The organism is Streptomyces sp. NBC_00203, assembly GCF_045206325.1.
GTDB lineage: Bacteria > Actinomycetota > Actinomycetes > Streptomycetales > Streptomycetaceae > Streptomyces > Streptomyces lutosisoli.
This window is the reverse complement of record NZ_CP108126.1, coordinates 3,523,410-3,543,595: the sequence shown is the minus strand read 5'-3', so window position 1 is coordinate 3,543,595 and position 20,186 is coordinate 3,523,410. Positions and strand designations below refer to the sequence as shown.

Below are 20,186 nucleotides of genomic sequence, written 5' to 3'. Positions count from 1 at the left end.
GCAGTTCCCCGCGCCCCTGAAAGGGGCGCGGGGAACTGCGCAATCCAGCCCCTCGCGGGTGCTCATCCCGGTGGCCTATGCCAGGTGGGCGGCCGGATTCGGACTTGTTCGGGGGACGTGACAACATGCCGTCATGTCCACCGCACTGACCGATCTCTTCCCTCACCCGATCGTGCAGGCCCCCATGGCGGGCGGCGTCTCCGTGCCACAGCTCGCGGCTGCCGTGTCCGAGGCCGGCGGGCTGGGTTTTCTCGCCGCCGGGTACAAGACCGCCGACGGCATGTACCAGGAGATCAAGCAGCTGCGCGGGCTCACGGGGCGCCCGTTCGGAGTCAATCTGTTCATGCCGCAGCCCGAGTACGCGGACGCGGCCGCCGTCGAGGTGTACGCCAACCAGCTCGCCGGTGAGGCCGCCTGGTACGAGACCGAACTCGGCGACCCCGACAGCGGCCGTGACGACGGCTACGACGCCAAGCTCGCCGTTCTCCTCGACAACCCGGTGCCGGTGGTCTCCTTCCACTTCGGCGTCCCGAGCCGTGACGTCCTGGACTCCCTCGCCCGCGCCGGCACACTGACGATGGTCACCGCGACCACCGCCGAGGAGGCGCTGGCCGTGCAGCGGGCGGGTGCCGCCGCGGTGCTCGTGCAGGGCGTGGAGGCCGGTGGCCACCAGGGCACCCACCGCGACAACCCGGAGACGGACGGCACGGGGATCGGACTGTTGTCGCTGATCGCGCAGGTGCGCGAGACCGTACAGATCCCGATCGTCGCCGCCGGCGGCATCATGCGCGGCAGCCAGATCGCCGCCGTCCTCGCCGCGGGCGCGAGCGCGGCCCAGCTCGGCACCGCGTTCCTCGCCACCCCCGAGTCCGGCGCGAACGCCGTGCACAAGCAGGCGCTGACCAACCCCCTCTTCGTACGGACGGAGTTGACGCGCGCGTTCTCCGGCCGCCCGGCGCGCGGACTGGTCAACCGCTTCCTGCGGGAGCACGGCCCGTACGCGCCCGCCGCGTACCCCGAGATCCACCACCTCACCTCCCCGCTGCGCAAGGCGGCCGCCAAGGCGGGCGACGCGCAGGGCATGGCGCTGTGGGCCGGGCAGGGCCACCGTATGGCGCGCGAACTGCCCGCGGGACAGCTCGTGGAGGTGCTGAGCGCCGAACTCGCCGCCGCGAAGACAGCGTTGTCGGCTCCGGAGGAGTTCCCGGAGCTCCCGGAGTTCCCGGAGTCCTCGGAAGGCGGTGCGGACCGATGACGGCACCGGTGTTCGTGGTCGAGCACTTCAACGCGGGCGGCGGCGGACGCTATGTCCTCGACGGACCCGAGGGGCGGCACGCCGTCTCCGTGAAGCGGCTGCGGGCCGGCGAGGACGTCATCCTCACCGACGGGGCCGGGCGGTGGGCGGAGTGCGTCGTCGTCGACACCGAGGGCAAGGACCGGCTGATCGTCCACATGGACTCCTTCTCCGAGGAACCTCCGGAGTCCCCTCGTATCACCGTCGTCCAGGCCCTCCCCAAAGGCGACCGGGGCGAGCTCGCCGTCGAGACCATGACCGAGACCGGCGTGGACGCGATCGTCCCCTGGGCGGCCTCCCGTTGCATCACGCAGTGGAAGGGCGAGCGGGGTCTGAAGGCGCTCGCCAAGTGGCGGGCGACGGCCCGGGAAGCCGGCAAGCAGTCGCGCCGCGTCCGCTTCCCCGAGATCGCGGACGCGATGACGACCAAGCAGGTTGCCGCACTTCTCGCCAAAGCCGATCTCGCGGCGGTGCTGCACGAGGACACGGAGCTCGGGACCGAGCCGTTCGCGACGGCGGAACTTCCCTCCTCCGGGGAGATCGTGCTGGTGGTCGGGCCCGAGGGCGGGATTTCTCCCGAGGAGGTCGAGGTCTTCACCGCGGCGGGGGCGAGGACGTTCCACTTGGGGCGTACCGTGCTGCGTACGTCGACCGCCGGGACCGTGGGCACGGCGCTGCTGCTGGCCCGCACGGGTCGCTGGTCCTGACCTGACCTCACCTGACCTGACCTGGCCACCGCGCATCCACTGGGGACGCCTTGGAACTCGCCCAAGTACGGCTGCTCGTCTCGGACTTCGCTGCCTGCTACCACTTCTACGCCGATGTCCTCGGTCTCAAGCCCCAGTCGGGGGCGGTCGAGGGGCCGTACGAGAAGTTCAGTCCTTCCGTCGGCTCGGCGGGGATTGCTCTGCAGGATCGCGCGATGATGGCCGGCATTCTGGGTGAGCTGGGCGATCCTGTGAACGGGCATCGCTCGCTGGTCGTTCTGCGGGTCGACGACCTCGACGCCTACTGCGAGCAGATCACCTCGCGTGGCGCCGTCCTCCTGAACGGTCCGGCACCCATGACCGATCGCCTGCGCGTCGCCCACCTCAAGGACCCCGAGGGCAACCTCGTGGAACTCCAGCAGTGGCTGCTGCTCCACGGCTGACCGCCGGACTCTCCTCGCCCCCGCCGCCCCTACCCGTCCCATCCTTCTGGGGCTCCGCCCCAGACCCCGTGGGCCGGTTCTTTGGCTGCGGGTGGGTGGGGGCTGGTCTGAAAGATTGCGCAGTTCCCCGCGCCCCTAAAAGGGGCGCGGGGAACTGCACAATCTTTTGGGGGTCTGGGGCGAAGAGACCCTCGTTCGGGTGGTCCCGGGGATCGTGGCCGCATGCGGTCTACCGCGGTCGGCGGGAGAGTGGCACGCTGCCGTGCATGGGGGCTTTGAGGCGTATTAGGCGTCGGATGGGGCGCAGGCAGATGTGGGTGGCCGCCGGGCTGGGAGCGGTCGGTGTGTTCGGGGTGGCCGCGTGCGAGCCGGGAGACGGGCTGAGTTCCGCCGCGGTCGCGTACACGACCGACAAGACCGCGACCAAGGAACTCGAACGGCAGCATGTGAACGTGCGCTGGCTCAGCTGCACGGCCTCGTACGGCGGCGGCAACAAGGCCTACACGCCGGGGAAGACGCCCTCGCCGACCGAGAACACCGTCGCCACCGTCGACTGCCGGGGGCAGACGGACGACGGACGGGAGATCACGGTCAAGGGCAAGGTCACCCGGGCCGTCGACGGCGCGTGCGTGCGCGGGGACCTCGTCGCGAAGGTCGGCGGCAAGGAGTGGTTCCATGTGAAGGGGCTGGGCAACTGCAATGCCACCAACACCCCCAACCCGCCCATCTCGTACCACCCCTCGTACGGACAGCCCAACCCCACCGTCACCGTCACCGTGACGAAGACCATGTGGTGCAAGGGAGACCCCACGTGCTGGCCCTCCCAGGGCAAGTGACGTGCCCGCCGGATGCGGATCAAGTCGATCGAAACCCCTGCCCATGGACGCTTTCGCTGCATAGGGTGATCGGGTGACAGAGACCGCACCCTCCGCGTCCGCACCCCCCGCGTATCTCCGGTTTCCGCATCTGCACGGCGAGTTGGTCGTCTTCACGGCCGAGGACGACGTCTGGGCCGCCCCGCTCGACGGCGGCCGGGCCTGGCGGGTCAGCGCCGACAACGTTCCGGTGAACCATCCGCGTATTTCCCCGGACGGCTCGACCGTCGCGTGGACGTCGACGCGCGACGGGGCGCCCGAGGTGCACGCCGCCTCTCTGGAGGGCGGACCGTCCAAACGGCTGACGTACTGGGGGAGTTCGAAGACCCAGGTGCGCGGCTGGACCCCCGACGGGCAGGTGCTCGCCCTCAGCACCCAGGGCCAGGCCAGCCTGCGGCGCAGCTGGGCCAGGGCCGTCCCGCTCGACGGCGGTCCCGCGACGACCCTGCCGTACGGTCCTGTCGGCGACGTCGCCCACGGCGGCCCTGGTGTCGTGCTGCTGTCCGCTCCCATGGGGCGCGAGGCCGCCTGGTGGAAGCGGTACCGCGGCGGTACGGCGGGCAAGCTGTGGATCGACCGGGAGGGGGAGGGAGAGGGGGAGAGTGAATTCGTACGGCTGCATGAGGAGTTGGACGGGAACATCGAGTACCCCTGCTGGGTGGGGGACCGCATCGCCTTCCTGTCCGACCACGAGGGTGTCGGGGCGCTCTACTCCTCCCTCGCCGACGCGTCCGACCTGCGGCGGCACACTCCCCTCGACGGGTTCTACGCCCGGCACGCGGCGACCGACGGCAGCCGCGTCGTGTACGCGTCCGCCGGTGAACTGTGGCTCCTCGACGACCTGGAGGGCGCCGAGCCGCGCCGGCTCGTTATTCGGCTCGGCGGTCAGCGCGTCGACCAGCAGCCGCACCCGGTGAGCGCGTCGCGCTGGTTCTCCGCCGCCGCGCCCGACCACACCGGACGGGGCAGCGCGGTGTCCGTGCGCGGTGCCGTCCACTGGGTCACCCATCGCTCGGGCCCGGCCCGCGCCCTCGCCGCCGAGCAGGGCGTACGCGCCCGGCTGCCCCGTGCCTTCCGCGCCGAAGGCGAGGAGCACGTGGTGTGGGTGACGGACGCGGAGGGCGACGACGCCCTGGAGTTCGCCCCGGCGACCGGTGTCGCGCCCGGAGCGACCCCGCGGCGGCTCGCCGCCGGGCAGCTCGGGCGGGTCCTCGGGCTCGCGATGGCGCCCGACGGCAGCCGCGCCGCCGTCGCCTCGCACGACGGACGGGTGCTGCTCGTCGAGCGAGAGAGCGGCGAGGTGCGCGAGGTCGACCGCGGCGAGGACGGGGAGGCGAGCGGGCTGGTCTTCTCGCCCGACTCGGCATGGCTCGCCTGGTCCCACCCCGGGCCGCGCCCGCTGCGTCAGCTCAAGCTCGCCAACACCACCGATCTGTCGGTGACCGAGGCGACCCCGCTGCGATTCAGGGACTACGCACCGGCGTTCACGCTCGACGGCAAGCACCTCGCCTTCCTCTCGACGCGCTCCTTCGACCCGGTCTACGACGAGCACGTCTTCGACCTGGCGTTCGTCGGCGGCTCACGGCCGTACCTGATCACGCTGGCCGCGACCACGCCGTCCCCCTTCGGGCCGCAGCGGCACGGCCGCCCCTTCGAGGCGCCCGACAAGGACGAGACGCCCGACAGCGAGGGCGCGCCCGCCACCCGGATCGACCTCGACGGACTCGCCGACCGGATCGTGCCGTTCCCCGTGGAGGCCGCCCGCTACTCGACGCTGCGGGCCGCAAAGGACGGGGTGTTGTGGCTGCGGCATCCGGTCCGCGGTGTGCTCGGCGCCTCCCGGGCCACCCCGGACGACCCGGACCCGAAGACCGAGCTGGAGCGGTACGACCTCGCCCAGCAGCGCATCGAGCATCTCGCCGCCGACGCCGAGCACTTCGCCGTCAGCGGCGACGGCAAGCGGGTCCTGCTGTGGACCGACGGCAAGCTCAAGGTCGTACCCAGCGACCGACGCGCCTCGAACGACGACGAGAGCGACTCGAACATCACCGTCGACCTCTCGCGGGTACGCCAGAGCGTCGACCCGGCCGCCGAGTGGCGGCAGATGTACGACGAGACCGGCCGCCTCATGCGGGACAACTTCTGGCGGCCCGACCTGGGCGGGGTCGACTGGGACGGCGTACTCGACCGCTACCGGCCGGTCCTGGAGCGGGTCGCCACGCACGACGACCTGGTGGACCTGTTGTGGGAGGTGCAGGGCGAGCTCGGCACCTCGCACGCGTACGTCACTCCGCGCGGCGGATGGGGTCGCGGCGACCGTGCGCAGGGGCTGCTCGGCGCCGACATCTCCCGTCACGAGGACGGCAGTTGGCGCATCGACCGGATCCTCCCGTCCGAGACCTCCGACCCGGACGCACGGGCGCCGCTCGCCGCGCCCGGGGTCGCGGTGCGCGCCGGTGACGCGATCGTCGCGGTCGCGGGGCTGCCGGTGGACCCGGTGGCCGGGCCCGGTCCGCTGCTCGTCGGCACGGCGGGCAAGCCGGTGGAGCTGACCATCTCGCCGTCCGGCGGCGGCGATCCACGCCACGCGGTCGTGGTCCCGCTCGCGGACGAGGAACCGCTGCGGTACCACGCGTGGGTGGCGGACCGGCGGGCGTACGTCCATGAGCGGTCCGGGGGTCGCCTCGGATACCTGCACGTGCCGGACATGGTCGGCTCCGGATGGGCCCAGCTCCACCGCGACCTGCGCGTCGAGGTGGCCCGCGAGGGGCTCGTCGTGGACGTCCGCGAGAACCGCGGCGGCCACACCTCCCAGCTCATCGTCGAGAAGCTCGCGCGGCGGATCGTGGGCTGGGACGTGCCGCGCGGACTGCGGCCGTACAGCTACCCGGAAGACGCGCCCCGGGGTCCGGTCGTCGCCGTCGCCAACGAGTTCTCCGGCTCGGACGGCGACATCGTCAACGCGGCGATCAAGGCGCTGGGCATCGGGCCCGTCGTCGGCACCCGCACCTGGGGCGGCGTGATCGGCATCGACAGCCGCTACCGGCTCGTCGACGGCACGCTCGTCACCCAGCCCAAGTACGCCTTCTGGATGGAGGGTTACGAGTGGCGCGTGGAGAACCACGGTGTCGACCCCGACGTCGAGGTCGTCCAGACCCCGCAGGACCACGCCGCCGGGCGTGACGCCCAGCTCGACGAGGCGATCCGGATGGCCCTGGCGGCACTGACGGAGAACCCGGCGAAGGCCGCGCCCGCCTTGCCGCCGCTGTGACCCCGGCCGATAGCATGCGGGCGTAATGATCGACTGGCGTGAGGAGGCACACGCATGGCGGGAGAGCCGCAGGACGACTGCCTGTTCTGCAAGATCGTCGCGGGGCACATTCCGGCGACCGTGGTCCGGGAGACCGACACGACCGTGGCGTTCCGGGACATCAACCCCCAGGCGCCCACCCACGTCCTGGTGATCCCCAAGGTGCACTACCGGGACGCGGCGTCGCTGGCCGCCGCCGAGCCCACCATCGTCGCGGACATACTGCGTGAGGCCGCCGAGGTCGCCTCCGACGACAAGCTGGAGAGCTACCGCGTCGTGTTCAACACCGGCAGCGGCGCAGGGCAGACCGTCTTCCACACGCACGCGCACGTCCTGGGCGGCCGCGGCATGCAGTGGCCGCCGGGGTAACCGACCTTGTCCGTACGTGAATTGGTGGTCCTCGGCACCGCCAGCCAGGTCCCGACCCGGCACCGCAACCACAACGGCTATCTGCTGCGCTGGGACGGCGAGGGACTGCTCTTCGATCCCGGCGAGGGCACGCAGCGCCAGATGCTGCGTGCCGGGGTCGCCGCGCACGACCTGCACCGGATCTGCGTCACCCACTTCCACGGGGACCACTCGCTCGGGCTCGCCGGCGTGATCCAGCGCATCAACCTCGACCGCGTACCGCACGAGGTGACCGCGCACTATCCGCACTCCGGCCAGCGGTTCTTCGACCGGCTGCGCTACGCCACCGCCTACCGCGAGACCGTCGCCCTGACACAGGCGCCGGTCGCGGCGGACGGAGTGCTCGCGACCACGCCCTCGTACACCCTGGAGGCTCGGAAGCTCTCCCACCCCGTCGAGTCCTTCGGATACCGGCTGGTCGAGGCGGACGGGCGGCGGATACTGCCGGACCGGCTCGCGGAGCACGGGATCAAGGGGCCGGACGTCGGGCGGATCCAGCGGGAGGGCGCGCTGGGCGACGTCTCGCTCGAGGACGTCAGCGAGGTGCGGCGCGGCCAGCGGTTCGCGTTCGTCATGGACACCCGGCTGTGCGACGGCGTGTACGCGCTGGCCGAGGGATGCGACCTGCTCGTCATCGAGTCGACCTTCCTCGACGAGGACGAGCAACTCGCCACCGACCACGGCCACTTGACTGCCGGTCAGGCGGGGCGGGTGGCCAAGGACGTCGGCGTACGGCATCTCGTGCTCACCCACTTCAGCCAGCGCTACTCCGACCCCGACGAGTTCGAGCGGCAGGCGCGCGCCGCCGGGTTCGAGGGGGAGCTGACGGTGGCACACGATCTGCTGAGAGTGCCGGTTCCGAAGCGCCGGTGAATCGCCTTTACGATGCTTTGATGTCCCTCCCCAAAGCAGAACTGCACCTCCACATCGAAGGCACCCTCGAACCCGAGCTGGCCTTCGCGCTCGCCGCGCGCAACGGCGTCACCCTGCCGTACGCGGACACCGAGGAGCTGCGCAAGGCGTATCTCTTCGACGATCTCCAGTCGTTCCTGAACCTGTACTACGAGCTCATGGCCGTACTGCGGACGGAACAGGACTTCGCCGACCTGGCCGACGCCTACCTGGCGCGGGCCGCGGCGCAGGGTGTGCGGCACGCGGAGATCTTCTTCGACCCGCAGGCGCACATCGCCCGCGGGGTGGCGATGGGGACGGTCGTCGAGGGCCTGCACCGCGCGCTCGCCCGCAGCGAGGAGACGCACGGCATCTCCACGCAGCTGATCATGTGCTTCCTGCGGGACGAGTCCGCCGAGTCGGCCCTGGAGACGCTGGAGGCCGCGAAGCCCTACCTCGACCGGATCGTCGGCATCGGCCTCGACTCCGCCGAGGTCGGACACCCGCCGGTCAAGTTCCGCGAGGTGTACGAGGCCGCCGCCGCGCTCGGTCTGCGACGCGTCGCGCACGCCGGCGAGGAGGGCCCGCCCGCGTACATCACCGAGGCCCTCGACATCCTCGGCGTCGAGCGCATCGACCACGGGCTGCGCTGCATGGAGGACCCCGAGCTCGTCGAGCGGCTCGTACGGGACCGGATCCCGCTCACGCTCTGCCCGCTGTCGAACGTACGGCTGCGCGCGGTGGACGTCCTGGAGGACCACCCGCTGCCCGCCATGATGGACGCCGGGCTGCTGTGCACGGTCAACTCCGACGACCCCGCGTACTTCGGCGGCTACGTCGGCGACACCTTCCACGCCGTGCACGAAGCACTGGGCCTGGACCAGGAGCGGCAGCGGGAGCTGGCACGCAACTCGTTCGAGGCGTCCTTCCTGGAGCACGACGAGGCGCGGCGGGCCCGGTACATCGCCGAGGTCGACGCGTACGAGTTCGACCTGCGCGACTAGACGGCCTGCTTGTACGTGGTTCCGGGCCCCGGTGCGGCTGCCGCCTGCCGGGGTCCCGCCATGTCGTACGCCGTCCGCCGGGCGGGCACGGACTCCAACGGGATCTCGACGACCGGGTGTTCCTGCGGGGTGCCGCGCCTCGGACGGAGCGCCACGGCCGTCAGGGGGACGGTGACGAGGAGCAGGCCGAGCGCCAGGATCACGCCCATCCCCGGGTAACCCGCCCGCGCGGAGAGCAGACTGCCGGTGAGCGGGCCGCACGCCGTGCCGAGCGAGGAGGCCGAGCCGACCAGGACCGCCCACCGCCCGCGCGGATCCAGTGAGGCCGCGAGGCCGATCACATACGAGAGCACGACCGGGTACAGCGTGTTCCAGGCGATCTCGCCCGTCGCGAAGGACGTCAGGTCACCGGCCGCCGCACTGAGCGCGATACAGCCGGCGATCAGGGCCGTACCGGCGCCGATGGGCAACGCGCTGCCGAGCCGCGGGCCCAGCGCGCCCGCACCGATCACACCCAGCAGCCCCGCGCCGAGCGCCACCGCGAACACCGCGCCGACCGTCACTTCGCTGAGCCCCGCCTGCGTCAGACCGATGCGGCCGCTCACGCCCCAGAGGGAGTTCTGCGCGAGGGACCAGAAGAACAGGGCGGCGGCGAGGACCAGACCCGAACGGAAGTGAGGGAGGGGGTCGGTGGCGCGGAGCGCCTGGGACGCGGGTGCGGGAGTACGGGTGGGGAGGCGCCGGGTCACGGGCAGCACCAGCAGCGCCGTGCAGGCGACCGCGGCGAGCGGGAGGCCGTGGGCCGGGCCCAGGTGGGGGATCGTCAGGTACAGCGCGCCCGCGAGGCCGGAGACACCGAGCAGGCCCAGGGTGGTGGTGCGGTGGGGGTCGCGCTGGGCGGCCACGCCGGTCGCGGCGACCGTGGTGGCCGTACCCGAGCCGAAGCCTCCGGCGAGGGCGCCGGCGATGACCAGGGGGACGGTCGTGGTGAGCGCGGCGGTGCCGTAGCCGACGGCCGCGAGGAGCAGGCCCGTGCGGGCCAGGGTGCGGGGGCCGAAGCGGTCGACGCGGGAGGCGAGCAGGAATCCGGCTGTCGCCGAACTCAGCAGCAGTGCGCTGCCGATGGCGCCGGCCTGGGTGGCCGTGAGCGGGAGGCCTGCGTCCAGTCTGCCGACTGTGGTCGGCAGCAGGTACGCGGACAGGTACCCGGCCGTGAAAAGGGCGACGAGGGGCCAGGGGGTGGTGGTGCGGGCGGACACGGGCGTTCCCAGGGCATGCGAAAGGAGCGGCTCAATGAGGGGGGTGGGCGGCTGTCGATGGACAGGAACGCGCGGGCAATTTGTATCAAGGGGGTGGGGGTGCGAAGAAGGTGGGGTGGCGTGATGTGCGGCACGTTGCGTTTGGAGCGGGGGCGCACGGGTAGGTGGGCTTTCTTTCGCCCCCGCCGCCCCTACCCGTCCCATCCTTCTGGGGCTCCGCCCCAGACCCCGTTGGGTTGTGTGTTGGGTGCGGGTGGGTGGGGGCTGGGCTAAAAGATTGCGCAGTTCCCCGCGCCCCTAAAAGACAAAAGCACCCGGGGCGGGCCGGGGGGATCGCGGGGCGAAGCCCCGCGCCTTCAGGGGCGCGGGGAACTGCGCGAGCAACCCCCACTCACGCGCAGCCAAAGAACCACCCACGGGGTCTGGGGCGGAGCCCCAGAAGGGATGGGACGGGTAGGGGCGGCGGGGGCGAAAGAAGGGGCTGCCGGGGCGCAGGCGGCGGTGTCTTGTGGGTGGGGTGGTGCACACTGGCCAGGTCCGCACCATGTCAGGGAGCGCATCGTGATCGCGTCCAACGGAGAGCGACCGTTCAGCCAGGCCCATGTCGACCCGCTCGCCGGGCTGCGCACTCCCCAGGACCCGCCCTGGGACGTCTATCTCACGGGCACGGTCTTCTTGGACATCATCTTCACCGGGCTCGATTCCGCCCCCGTGCGGGGGACGGAGTCCTGGGCGCGGGGGATGGGTTCCAGCCCCGGCGGAGTCGCCAACATGGCGACCGCCCTGGCCCGGCTCGGGCTGAAGACCTCCCTCGCCGCGGCCTTCGGGGACGACCACTACGGGGAGTACTGCTGGGACGCCCTGGAGCAGGGCGAGGGCATCGACCTCTCCCCGTCGCGCACCGTACCCGGCTGGCACTCCCCGGTCACCGTGTCCATGGCGTACGAGGGCGAACGCACGATGGTCAGCCACGGCCACGAGCCACCCCCGGAGGAACCCGCACCGGAACATGCCCCACGCGCGCGTGCCGCCGTGGCCTCGCTGACCCCGGGCACGCGCGCGCCCTGGATCGCCGAGGCCGCCCGCGGGGGCACCCGGCTCTTCGCCGACGTCGGCTGGGACGACACCGGCCGCTGGGACCTGGCGGGCCTGGCCGATCTCGAACACTGCGAGGCGTTCCTGCCGAACGCGGAGGAGGCGATGCGGTACACCCGCGCCGACTGCCCGCGCGCGGCGGCACACGCGCTCACCGCGTACGTACCGCTGGCGGTCGTCACCCTCGGTTCGGAGGGCGCGTACGCCGTGGACGGCCGTACCGGCGAGACCGCCGAGGTCCCGGCCATCGCGGTCGAGGCCATGGACCCGACCGGCGCCGGTGACGTGTTCGTCGCCGGCTTCGTCATGGGCACCCTCGCCGACTGGCCCCTCGCCGACCGCCTCGCCTTCGCCGGCCTCACCGCCGCCCTCTCCGTCCAGGAGTTCGGGGGGTCGCTGTCGGCGCCCGGCTGGTCCGAGATCGCCGCGTGGTGGCGCCGCGTCCAGTCGGTCGACGCCCAGGACCCGACGGCCCTGAGCCGGTACGCCTTCCTGGAGGGCCTGCTGCCGGAGGTGACCCGCCCGTGGCCACTGCGGCGGGCGGTACCGACGATCGGGTTCGGACGCTCGGCGTGAGCTGAGGAAAAGCCCTACGGCTCTGTCAGTGCGGCGACGTACGCTGGGAACCGCAAGGCTGCCCATGTGGCAAGCGTGCCGACCGAGGAGGATACGCAGGCCTACAGAGCCGGCCCATGACTCAGACACCCACAGCTCACACCCCCGCGCAGGGGCAGGCGCGAGCGCACTTCACAGTCCCTGCCCAGCACCCCATGGTGACCGTGCTGGGGTCCGGCGACTCCCTCCTGCGCGTGATCGAGAAGGCCTTCCCGGCGGCCGACATACACGTCCGGGGCAATGAGATCAGCGCGGTCGGCGATGCCGGTGAAGTCGCCCTCATCCAGCGCCTGTTCGACGAGATGATGCTGGTGCTCCGCACGGGCCAGCCGATGACGGAGGACGCAGTGGAACGCTCGATCGCCATGCTCAGGGCGAGCGGGAACGGGGAGGGCGACGGCCAGGAGACTCCGGCCGAGGTGCTCACGCAGAACATCCTGTCCTCGCGAGGCCGCACCATCCGCCCCAAGACGCTCAACCAGAAGCGGTACGTCGACGCCATCGACAAGCACACCATCGTCTTCGGCATCGGCCCCGCCGGTACGGGCAAGACGTATCTCGCCATGGCGAAGGCCGTGCAGGCGCTCCAGTCCAAGCAGGTCAACCGGATCATCCTCACCCGCCCCGCGGTCGAGGCCGGCGAGCGGCTCGGATTCCTGCCGGGCACGCTGTACGAGAAGATCGACCCCTACCTGCGCCCGCTCTACGACGCGCTGCACGACATGCTCGACCCGGACTCGATCCCGCGGCTGATGGCGGCGGGGACCATCGAGGTCGCGCCGCTCGCCTACATGCGCGGCCGCACGCTGAACGACGCCTTCATCATCCTGGACGAGGCGCAGAACACCAGCGCCGAGCAGATGAAGATGTTCCTCACCCGCCTCGGCTTCGACTCGAAGATCGTGGTCACGGGTGACGTGACACAGGTCGACCTGCCGACCGGCACGAAGTCGGGTCTGCGCCAGGTCCAGGACATCCTGGAGGGCGTCGACGACGTCCACTTCTCGCGGCTCACGTCCCACGATGTCGTACGGCACAAGCTGGTCGGCCGTATCGTCGACGCGTACGAGAAGTACGACAGCGAGAACGGCACCGAGAACGGCTCCCACAAGGGCCGCGGCAGAGCCGGCCACAAGGGGAAGTAGAACAGCACGCCCATGTCGATCGACGTCAACAACGAGTCCGGAACCGAGGTCGACGAGCAGGCGATCCTCGACATCGCCCGCTACGCGCTCGCGCGGATGCGCATCCACCCGCTCTCCGAGCTCTCGGTGATCGTCGTGGACGCCGACGCCATGGAGCAGCTGCACATCCAGTGGATGGACCTGCCCGGCCCGACGGATGTCATGTCCTTCCCGATGGACGAGCTGCGCCCGCCGTCCAAGGACGACGACGAGCCGCCGCAGGGGCTGCTCGGTGACATCGTGCTCTGCCCGGAGGTCGCCGAGCGGCAGGGCAAGGAAGCTGCGACGCAGCACTCCATGGACGAGGAGCTCCAGCTCCTCACCGTCCATGGAGTGCTGCACCTGCTCGGCTACGACCATGAGGAAGCGGACGAGAAGGCCGAGATGTTCGGTCTGCAGGCCGCCATCGTGGACGGCTGGCGCGCGGAGAAGGGTATGACGGGCCCCTCGCCGGCCCCGACCGTTTCATGAGTCCGCAACTCGTCCTCGGCGCCGTCCTGCTGGTCGTCGTCGCCTGGCTCGCCGCCTGCGCGGAGGCGGGCATCGCGCGCGTCTCCAGCTTCCGCGCCGAGGAAGCCGTACGCAGCGGCCGGCGCGGCAGCGCCAAGCTCGCCCAGGTCGCCGCCGACCCGACCCGCTATCTGAACGTGGCGCTGCTCGTGCGGGTGGCCTGCGAGATGGCCGCCGCCGCGCTCGTCACGTACGCCTGCTTGAAGGAGTTCGACCAGACCTGGCAGGCGCTGGCCGTCGCGATCGCGGTCATGGTCCTCGTCTCGTACGTCGCGGTCGGCGTCTCCCCGCGCACCATCGGCCGCCAGCACCCGCTGAACACGGCGACGGCGGCCGCGTACGTCCTGCTGCCACTGGCGCGGGTGATGGGGCCGATCCCGCCCCTCCTCATCCTCATCGGCAACGCGCTCACGCCCGGCAAGGGCTTCCGGCGCGGCCCCTTCGCCTCCGAGGCCGAGCTGCGCGCGCTGGTCGACCTCGCCGAGAAGGAGTCCCTCATCGAGGACGAGGAGCGCCGCATGGTGCACTCGGTCTTCGAGCTGGGCGACACCCTCGTACGGGAAGTGATGGTGCCGAGGACCGACCTCGTCGTCATCGAGCGGTACAAGACCATCCGCCAGGCCCTCACCCTCGCCCTGCGCTCCGGCTTCTCGCGCATCCCCGTCACCGGGGAGAACGAGGACGACATCGTCGGGATCGTGTACCTGAAGGACCTGGCCCGCAAGACGCACATCAGCCGCGATGCCGAGTCCGAGCTGGTGTCGACGGCCATGCGGCCCGCCACCTTCGTGCCCGACACCAAGAACGCGGGCGATCTGCTGCGCGAGATGCAGCAGGAGCGCAACCACGTCGCCGTCGTCATCGATGAGTACGGCGGCACGGCCGGCATCGTCACCATCGAGGACATCCTGGAAGAGATCGTCGGCGAGATCACCGACGAGTACGACCGCGAGCTGCCGCCCGTCCAGGATCTGGGCGACGACCGCTACCGGGTGACCGCCCGCCTCGACATCGGCGACCTCGGCGAGCTGTACGGCTTCGAGGCGTACGACGACGAGGACGTGGAGACCGTCGGCGGGCTGCTCGCCAAGGCACTCGGCAGGGTTCCGATCGCCGGGGCCTCGTCGGGGGTCGAACTGCCCGACGGGCGCGAGCTGCGGCTGACCGCGGAGTCCGCGGCGGGGCGGCGGAACAAGATTGTCACGGTGCTCGTCGAGCCGGTCGGCCCGGTGGATCCGGAGCCGTCGGAGGACGAAAAACCGGAGTGACCTTCTGAGGACGCAGAACCGGAGTGACGTCTGAGGACGAAGAACCGGAGTGAACCCGTGAACCCTTCCGAGGAGGAGACCCCGGAGTGACCCCGCAGCAGCTGCGCGCGTTCTGTCTGTCCTTCAACGCGACCGTCGAGGACTTCCCCTTCAACCCGGAGACCTCGGTCTTCAAGGTGCTGGGCAAGCTCTTCGCGCTGAGCAATCTGGGCGCGCGCCCGCTCACGGTCAATCTGAAGTGCGACCCGGAGGACGCGGTCCGGCTGCGCGGCGAGCACCCGGGGCTGATCATCCCCGGCTATCACATGAACAAGCGGCACTGGAACACGGTGACCGTCGACGGCGAACTCCCGGACCGTATGGTCCGGGAGCTCATCGAGGATTCGTACGATCTCGTCGTCGCCGGTCTGCCGAAGGCCGAGCGCCTCCGCCTCGACCGCCCCTGAGGCCTCAGGCCTCGACCGTTCCCGAGCGGCGGCGGCCGAGTCCGACCGCGATCAGCACCGCCGCCGCCAGGACGATCGCCGCGTCCAGGGCGAGAACTGTGCGGACACCGGTCATCAGGTCGTCCGACGTCGTCGCGAGGACACCGAGCAGCGGGATGCCGATCGTGAGGCCGATCTGCTGGGTGGAGGTCACCAGGCCGGTGGCCAGGCCCTGTTCCTCGTTCGGCACGCCCGAGGTGACGGTCAGGCCGTACGAGATGATCGCGCCGAGGTGGCACATGCTGGCCAGGCCGACCGCGGCGGTGGCGAGCCAGACGGACCAGGTGTGCGTGTTCAGCAGCACCAGCGTCGCCACGAACAGGCCCTGACCGGCCAGCGAGCCGACCAGCGTACGGCGGGCACCGAAGCGGCCGATGACCTTCGGGGCGTACATCCCGGCGAGCGCCGACAGGGCACCCTGGAAGCCGAAGATCAGGCCCGTCTCGAAGGCGGAGAGGCCGAGCGTCTCCTGGAGGTACAGGGTCATGACGAAGACCACCGTCGACATCATCGAGAAGGTGACCAGACCGCCCAGGTTGCCCCACGCCACCGTGCGGCGGCGCAGCATGGGGAGGCTGACGAGCGGGGAGTGGGCGCGGGACTCGACGTACCCGAACGCGGCCAGCAGGAGCACGCCCGTGACGAGGGTCGCGATGACGTCGGCGCCGCCGAAGCCGCGGTCCGCCGCCGTCGACAGGGCGTAGATCAGGGCGAGCAGACCGCCGGTGACGGTGACCGCGCCGGGGATGTCCAGGCGGGGGCGCTCCGGGGTGCGGGACTCGGGAAGCAGGCCCGGCGCCAGCGGCAGCACGATCAGCGCGAAGACCGTCAGCAGGCCCATCGTCGAGCGCCAGCCCAGTACGTCGGTGAGGACACCGCCCGCGACCATGCCGATCGTGAAGCCGAGCGACAGCAGCGTGCCGGCGATGCCCAGGGCGCGGTCGCGCGCAGGGCCCTCCGGGAAGGTCGTCGTGAGCAGCGACATGGCCGTCGGCACGATCGTCGCTGCGGCCAGGCCCTGCAACGCCCGCCCGGCCAGGAACGACGCCGGGTCCCAGGCGAAGGTCGCCAGCAGCGAGGCCGTACCGAAGAGGGCGAGGCCCGCCAGGAACAGCTTGCGGCGGCCGTACAGGTCGCCGATGCGGCCGAAGAGCAGCAGGAAGCCGCCGGACGGCAGTGCGAAGGCCGTGACCGCCCACTGGAGCGCGGACGGGCTCATGCCCAGGTCCTTGCCGAGTACGGGCAGCGCCACGTTCAGGACGGAGAAGTCGAGCGCGACCATGAACTGTGCCGCGCAGAGGACGAAGAGGACGAGCTTGTCGCGGTTCGACAGCCGGGTGCCGAGCGGGGGTTGGGGGTTCGGGGAGTTCTGTACGGGGGGTGTGTGCGCGGAAGCGGTGGTGGTTCCGGTGGGGGCTTCGGCGGTGGTTCCGGTGGGGGTTTCGGTCGTCTCGATCGCCATGGGCAAGAGCTTCCTGCGATCGGAATATCCGTGGGGAGCGGGAACTTATGCTGGTGGTCGCACCACCAGTCACCAACAGGGGGATTCGCACGTGACGGAGGACGCGCTCAGGACCAGCCGGCGGCGGGAGCTGCGGGACTTCCTGATGAGCCGCCGGGCCAGGGTGTCACCGACGGAGGCCGGGCTGCCCGACGGTGGGGCCCGCCGCCGTACCCCCGGTCTGCGCCGCGAGGAGGTTGCGGTGCTCGCGGGTGTCGGCGCCTCCTGGTACCAGTGGCTGGAGCAGGGGCGGGACATCTCCGTCTCGCCGCAGGTGCTCGACGCGGTCGCCCGGGTGCTGCGGCTCAGCAACGCCGAGCGACGCCATCTGTATCTGCTCGCCGGGCTGAACCCGCCCGCGCCGGAGGTCGCGCCCGAGGTCCGGGACATGTGCGACGGGCTGCGGCGGCTGATCGACACCTGGATGCCGTATCCGGCGCACATCATGGACCCGTACTACAACTGCGTGATGTACAACGACGCGGCCGGGATGGTTCTCGGCATGCGGCCCGGCAACACGCAGAACTGCATCATCGACTTCTTCACCGACCCGCTCTACCGGGGCCGTTCCCGGACCTGGGAGGTGAACGCGCACACGGTCGTCGCCCAGTTCCGTGCGTCCTGCGCCGCCGCGCCCGACGACGAGGGGTACCAGGAGGTGCTGGCCCAACTCCGGGAGGTCAGCGAGGAGTTCACCGAACTGTGGGAGCGGCGGGACATCCAGGACGCGGGCCAGATCCGCAAGGAGCTCGACCATCCGCTGGTCGGGCTGCTCTCCGTCGAGTCCACTGCCATGAAGGTGCCGGCGCGGCCCGATCTCACCATCGTGTTGCATACGCCGCTGCCGGAGGCGAACACGGCGGCGAAGCTGGAGTGGCTGGCTTCGCCCGAGGGGCGGCGGGGGTCGATGTATCCCGTCGCCGGGTGACCGCTCTTCGGCAAGGCCCCCTTCGGCGGGGGTGTGCGTCGATACTTCGTATGCTCAGGGCATGACCGACAGCAGCGCGCTTGACCCCGAGGACCGCAAGATCGTGACTTTGGCCCGTTCCGTGCGGGCCCGTAATGGTGTGCCCGAGGGGGCGGCCGTGCGGGACGAGACGGGACGTACGTATGTCGCCGGCACCGTGGCTTTGCCTTCGCTGCGGTTGAGTGCGCTGCAGACTGCGGTGGCTATGGCGGTGGCGTCCGGGGCGAAGTCGTTGGAGGCGGCGGCTGTTGTGTCCGAGGCGGAGGGGGCGTCGGAGGAGGATCGGGCGGCTGTGCGGGACCTTGGCGGGGCCGGGACGCCGGTGCTGGTGGCTGGGCCTGACGGGGCCGTACGGGTCGTCGTCACCGCGGGCTGAGTGGGTTTCCGCCCCCGCCGCCCCTACCCGTCCCATCCCTCAGGGGCTCCGCCCCTTCGACCCCGTGGCTTGTTCGTCGGCTGCGGGCCGGTGGGGGCTTGTCGCGCAGTTCCCCGCGCCCCTGAAGGCTCGGGGCTGCGCCCCATCGCCCCCCGACCCGCAGCCAAACGAACAACCGCACCCCACCCGCACCTAAGGGGCGGCGGGGAACTGCGCAATCTTTTAGGGGCGCGGGGAACTGCGCGGCCAGCCCCCACCGGCCCGCAGTCAAAGAACAAACCCCACGCACCCCCACCCACCCACCCACCCGCGGAGCGGTCAGCGGGGTGGGTCCTCGCCCACGAGGCCGTCCACCGACTCTCTGATGAGGTCCGCGTGGCCCACGTGTCGCGCGTACTCCTCGATGAGGTCGATGAGGATGCGGCGGAGGCTGGGGGCGCGGCCGTCGGGCCACTGGCGGTCGGCCAGGCGGTCGAGGCCGCCGTCGGACAGGGCCTGGGCGACCAGGGTGCGGGAGCGGGCCACCGTGTTCTGCCACAGGGTGTAGAGCTGGTCGGGGGTGTCCTCGGCGGCCGAGTGCCAGGTCCAGTCGGGGTCGGTGTCCCAGTCCGCCGTGTCGAAGGGGGGACTGGGCCGGTGTCCGAAGAGGCGGCCGGAGAAGTAGTCGTCCTCGACATGGGCCAGGTGCTTGAGCAGTCCGCCCAGGGTGATCGAGGAGACGCCCACCGTCGCGCTCAGGCCGGCCGCGTCCAGACCCCCGCACTTCCAGGCGAGGGTCGCGCGCTGCCGTTCCAGGGAGCCCAGCAGGGTCGCCGTCTCATCACCCGCGATGGGGGGCTCCGGATGCACGTGCTCGTCCACGTCCGCGTAGGTCATGGGGCGGGAGTGTAGGCGGGCCCACTGACAACGCGGAGGAGACGGAGACAGCTACGGCCTAGAAGCCCAGCTTGCGCAGCTGTCGGGGGTCCCGCTGCCAGTCCTTGGCGACCTTCACGTGCAGGTCGAGGAAGACCGGCGTGCCCAGCAGCGCCTCGATCTGCTTGCGGGACTTGATGCCGACGTCCTTCAGGCGCTTGCCTTTGGGGCCGATGATGATGCCCTTCTGGCTGGGGCGCTCGATGTAGACGAAGGCGTGGATGTCGAGGAGGGGCTTGTCGGCGGGGCGGTCCTCGCGGGGCAGCATTTCCTCGACGACGACGGCGATGGAGTGCGGGAGCTCGTCCCGTACGCCCTCCAGGGCCGCCTCGCGGATCAGCTCCGCGATCATGATCTGCTCGGGCTCGTCCGTGAGGTCGCCCTCGGGGTAGAGGGCCGGGCCCTCCGGGAGGAGGGGGACGAGCAGGTCGGCCAGCAGGTCCACCTGCTTGTCGCCGACCGCCGAGACGGGGACGATCTCGGCCCACTCGAAGCCCAGCTCTTTGCCGAGCTGGTCGATCGCGATGAGCTGCTCGGCGAGCGTCTTGCTGTCGACGAGGTCGGTCTTGGTGACGATCGCGACCTTCGGCGTCTTCTTGATGGACGCCAGTTCCTTCGCGATGAACCGGTCGCCGGGGCCGAGCTTCTCGTTCGCGGGCAGGCAGAAGCCGATGACGTCGACCTCGGCCCATGTCGTGCGGACCACGTCGTTCAGGCGCTGGCCGAGCAGCGTGCGCGGCTTGTGCAGGCCGGGGGTGTCCACCAGGATCAGCTGGGCGTCGGGCCGGTGCACGATGCCGCGTACCGTGTGCCGCGTCGTCTGCGGCTGGTCCGCGGTGATCGCCACCTTCTGGCCGACCAGAGCATTCGTAAGGGTGGACTTGCCCGCGTTGGGGCGGCCCACGAAGCAGGCGAAGCCGGCGCGGTGGGGGGCCTCGGACGGCTCGGATGACGGGGTACGAACGCTCATGGCGCCCATTGTCCCTGATCCACAAGCCCCTGCCGCACGCAGCGTGCCCTTGAATGCTCCCGTGGGGTCCGGTGAGCTTCCGGAAACCCCCGCGCAACACGAAACATGC

General features: G+C 71.1%; 19 protein-coding genes. 15 read left to right on the top strand and 4 right to left on the bottom strand.

Annotation, left to right across the window (positions count from 1 at the left end; translation table 11 throughout):
- Window positions 1-133: 133 nt before the first annotated feature.
- From OG975_RS16045 to OG975_RS16010, 8 genes are all read left to right on the top strand, one after another.
- Window positions 134-1,255: a nitronate monooxygenase gene (locus OG975_RS16045; protein ID WP_406329855.1), complete on the top strand. Its 1,122-nt coding sequence runs from the start codon at window positions 134-136 to the stop codon at window positions 1,253-1,255.
- Entirely contained in the window at window positions 1,252-2,001 is a 750-nt protein-coding gene (locus OG975_RS16040) for a 16S rRNA (uracil(1498)-N(3))-methyltransferase (RefSeq protein WP_406329854.1), read from the top strand. Before OG975_RS16045 ends, OG975_RS16040 begins: the two co-directional genes overlap by 4 nt.
- Before the next feature lie 50 nt (window positions 2,002-2,051).
- Window positions 2,052-2,444, top strand: a complete 393-nt coding sequence (locus tag OG975_RS16035) for a VOC family protein (RefSeq protein WP_406329853.1) — start codon at window positions 2,052-2,054, stop codon at window positions 2,442-2,444.
- A gap of 296 nt (window positions 2,445-2,740) precedes the next feature.
- Window positions 2,741-3,280 carry a hypothetical protein gene (locus OG975_RS16030; protein WP_406329852.1) on the top strand — a complete coding sequence of 180 codons (540 nt, stop codon included), beginning with the start codon at window positions 2,741-2,743 and terminating at the stop codon, window positions 3,278-3,280.
- Between the two features lie 73 nt (window positions 3,281-3,353).
- Window positions 3,354-6,590, top strand: coding sequence for a S41 family peptidase (locus OG975_RS16025; protein ID WP_406329851.1), 3,237 nt, complete (start codon window positions 3,354-3,356; stop codon window positions 6,588-6,590).
- Between the two features lie 54 nt (window positions 6,591-6,644).
- On the top strand, window positions 6,645-6,998 hold the full coding sequence (locus OG975_RS16020) for a histidine triad nucleotide-binding protein (RefSeq protein WP_406329850.1): 354 nt from the start codon (window positions 6,645-6,647) through the stop codon (window positions 6,996-6,998).
- 6 nt (window positions 6,999-7,004) lie between these two features.
- Window positions 7,005-7,910, top strand: coding sequence for a ribonuclease Z (locus tag OG975_RS16015; RefSeq protein WP_406329849.1), 906 nt, complete (start codon window positions 7,005-7,007; stop codon window positions 7,908-7,910).
- Between the two features lie 20 nt (window positions 7,911-7,930).
- Window positions 7,931-8,932, top strand: a complete 1,002-nt coding sequence (locus OG975_RS16010; RefSeq protein WP_406329847.1) for an adenosine deaminase — start codon at window positions 7,931-7,933, stop codon at window positions 8,930-8,932.
- Here the strand turns inward: OG975_RS16010 and OG975_RS16005 are convergent.
- Entirely contained in the window at window positions 8,929-10,191 is a 1,263-nt protein-coding gene (locus tag OG975_RS16005; protein WP_406329846.1) for an MFS transporter, read from the bottom strand. The genes OG975_RS16010 and OG975_RS16005 overlap by 4 nt on opposite strands.
- 561 nt (window positions 10,192-10,752) lie before the next feature.
- Here OG975_RS16005 and OG975_RS16000 point away from each other — a divergent pair.
- The 5 genes from OG975_RS16000 (at window position 10,753) to OG975_RS15980 (ending at window position 15,309) form a co-directional block, all read left to right on the top strand.
- Window positions 10,753-11,862 carry a carbohydrate kinase family protein gene (locus OG975_RS16000; RefSeq protein WP_406329845.1) on the top strand — a complete coding sequence of 370 codons (1,110 nt, stop codon included), beginning with the start codon at window positions 10,753-10,755 and terminating at the stop codon, window positions 11,860-11,862.
- Between the two features lie 116 nt (window positions 11,863-11,978).
- A complete protein-coding gene (locus OG975_RS15995) occupies window positions 11,979-13,046 on the top strand; it encodes a PhoH family protein (RefSeq protein ID WP_406329844.1) in 1,068 nt (355 codons plus the stop codon).
- A gap of 12 nt (window positions 13,047-13,058) precedes the next feature.
- Window positions 13,059-13,556 (top strand): rRNA maturation RNase YbeY, encoded by a 498-nt coding sequence (gene ybeY / locus OG975_RS15990; RefSeq protein WP_189185145.1) that lies wholly within the window; start codon window positions 13,059-13,061, stop codon window positions 13,554-13,556.
- Window positions 13,553-14,863, top strand: coding sequence for a hemolysin family protein (locus OG975_RS15985; protein ID WP_406329843.1), 1,311 nt, complete (start codon window positions 13,553-13,555; stop codon window positions 14,861-14,863). The genes ybeY and OG975_RS15985 overlap by 4 nt, the downstream gene beginning before the upstream one ends.
- An 86-nt stretch (window positions 14,864-14,949) precedes the next feature.
- Entirely contained in the window at window positions 14,950-15,309 is a 360-nt protein-coding gene (locus OG975_RS15980) for an MmcQ/YjbR family DNA-binding protein (protein ID WP_327428623.1), read from the top strand.
- A gap of 4 nt (window positions 15,310-15,313) precedes the next feature.
- On the opposite strand, the gene OG975_RS15975 is transcribed toward OG975_RS15980, so the two are convergent.
- Window positions 15,314-16,810, bottom strand: a complete 1,497-nt coding sequence (locus OG975_RS15975; protein WP_406329842.1) for an MFS transporter — start codon at window positions 16,808-16,810, stop codon at window positions 15,314-15,316.
- Between the two features lie 145 nt (window positions 16,811-16,955).
- Between OG975_RS15975 and OG975_RS15970 the strand changes: the two genes are divergently transcribed.
- Together OG975_RS15970 and OG975_RS15965 are read left to right on the top strand one after the other, a co-directional pair.
- Window positions 16,956-17,777, top strand: coding sequence for a helix-turn-helix transcriptional regulator (locus tag OG975_RS15970; protein ID WP_406336284.1), 822 nt, complete (start codon window positions 16,956-16,958; stop codon window positions 17,775-17,777).
- Between the two features lie 61 nt (window positions 17,778-17,838).
- Window positions 17,839-18,192, top strand: coding sequence for a cytidine deaminase (locus OG975_RS15965; protein WP_327428620.1), 354 nt, complete (start codon window positions 17,839-17,841; stop codon window positions 18,190-18,192).
- A 318-nt stretch (window positions 18,193-18,510) separates the two neighbouring features.
- On the opposite strand, the gene OG975_RS15960 is transcribed toward OG975_RS15965, so the two are convergent.
- The gene (locus tag OG975_RS15960; protein ID WP_406329841.1) at window positions 18,511-19,068 is read right to left on the bottom strand and encodes a DinB family protein; all 558 of its coding nucleotides are present in this window, start codon (window positions 19,066-19,068) and stop codon (window positions 18,511-18,513) included.
- A gap of 58 nt (window positions 19,069-19,126) precedes the next feature.
- Window positions 19,127-20,086, bottom strand: a complete 960-nt coding sequence (gene era, locus OG975_RS15955; RefSeq protein ID WP_406329840.1) for a GTPase Era — start codon at window positions 20,084-20,086, stop codon at window positions 19,127-19,129.
- Window positions 20,087-20,186: the final 100 nt, after the last annotated feature.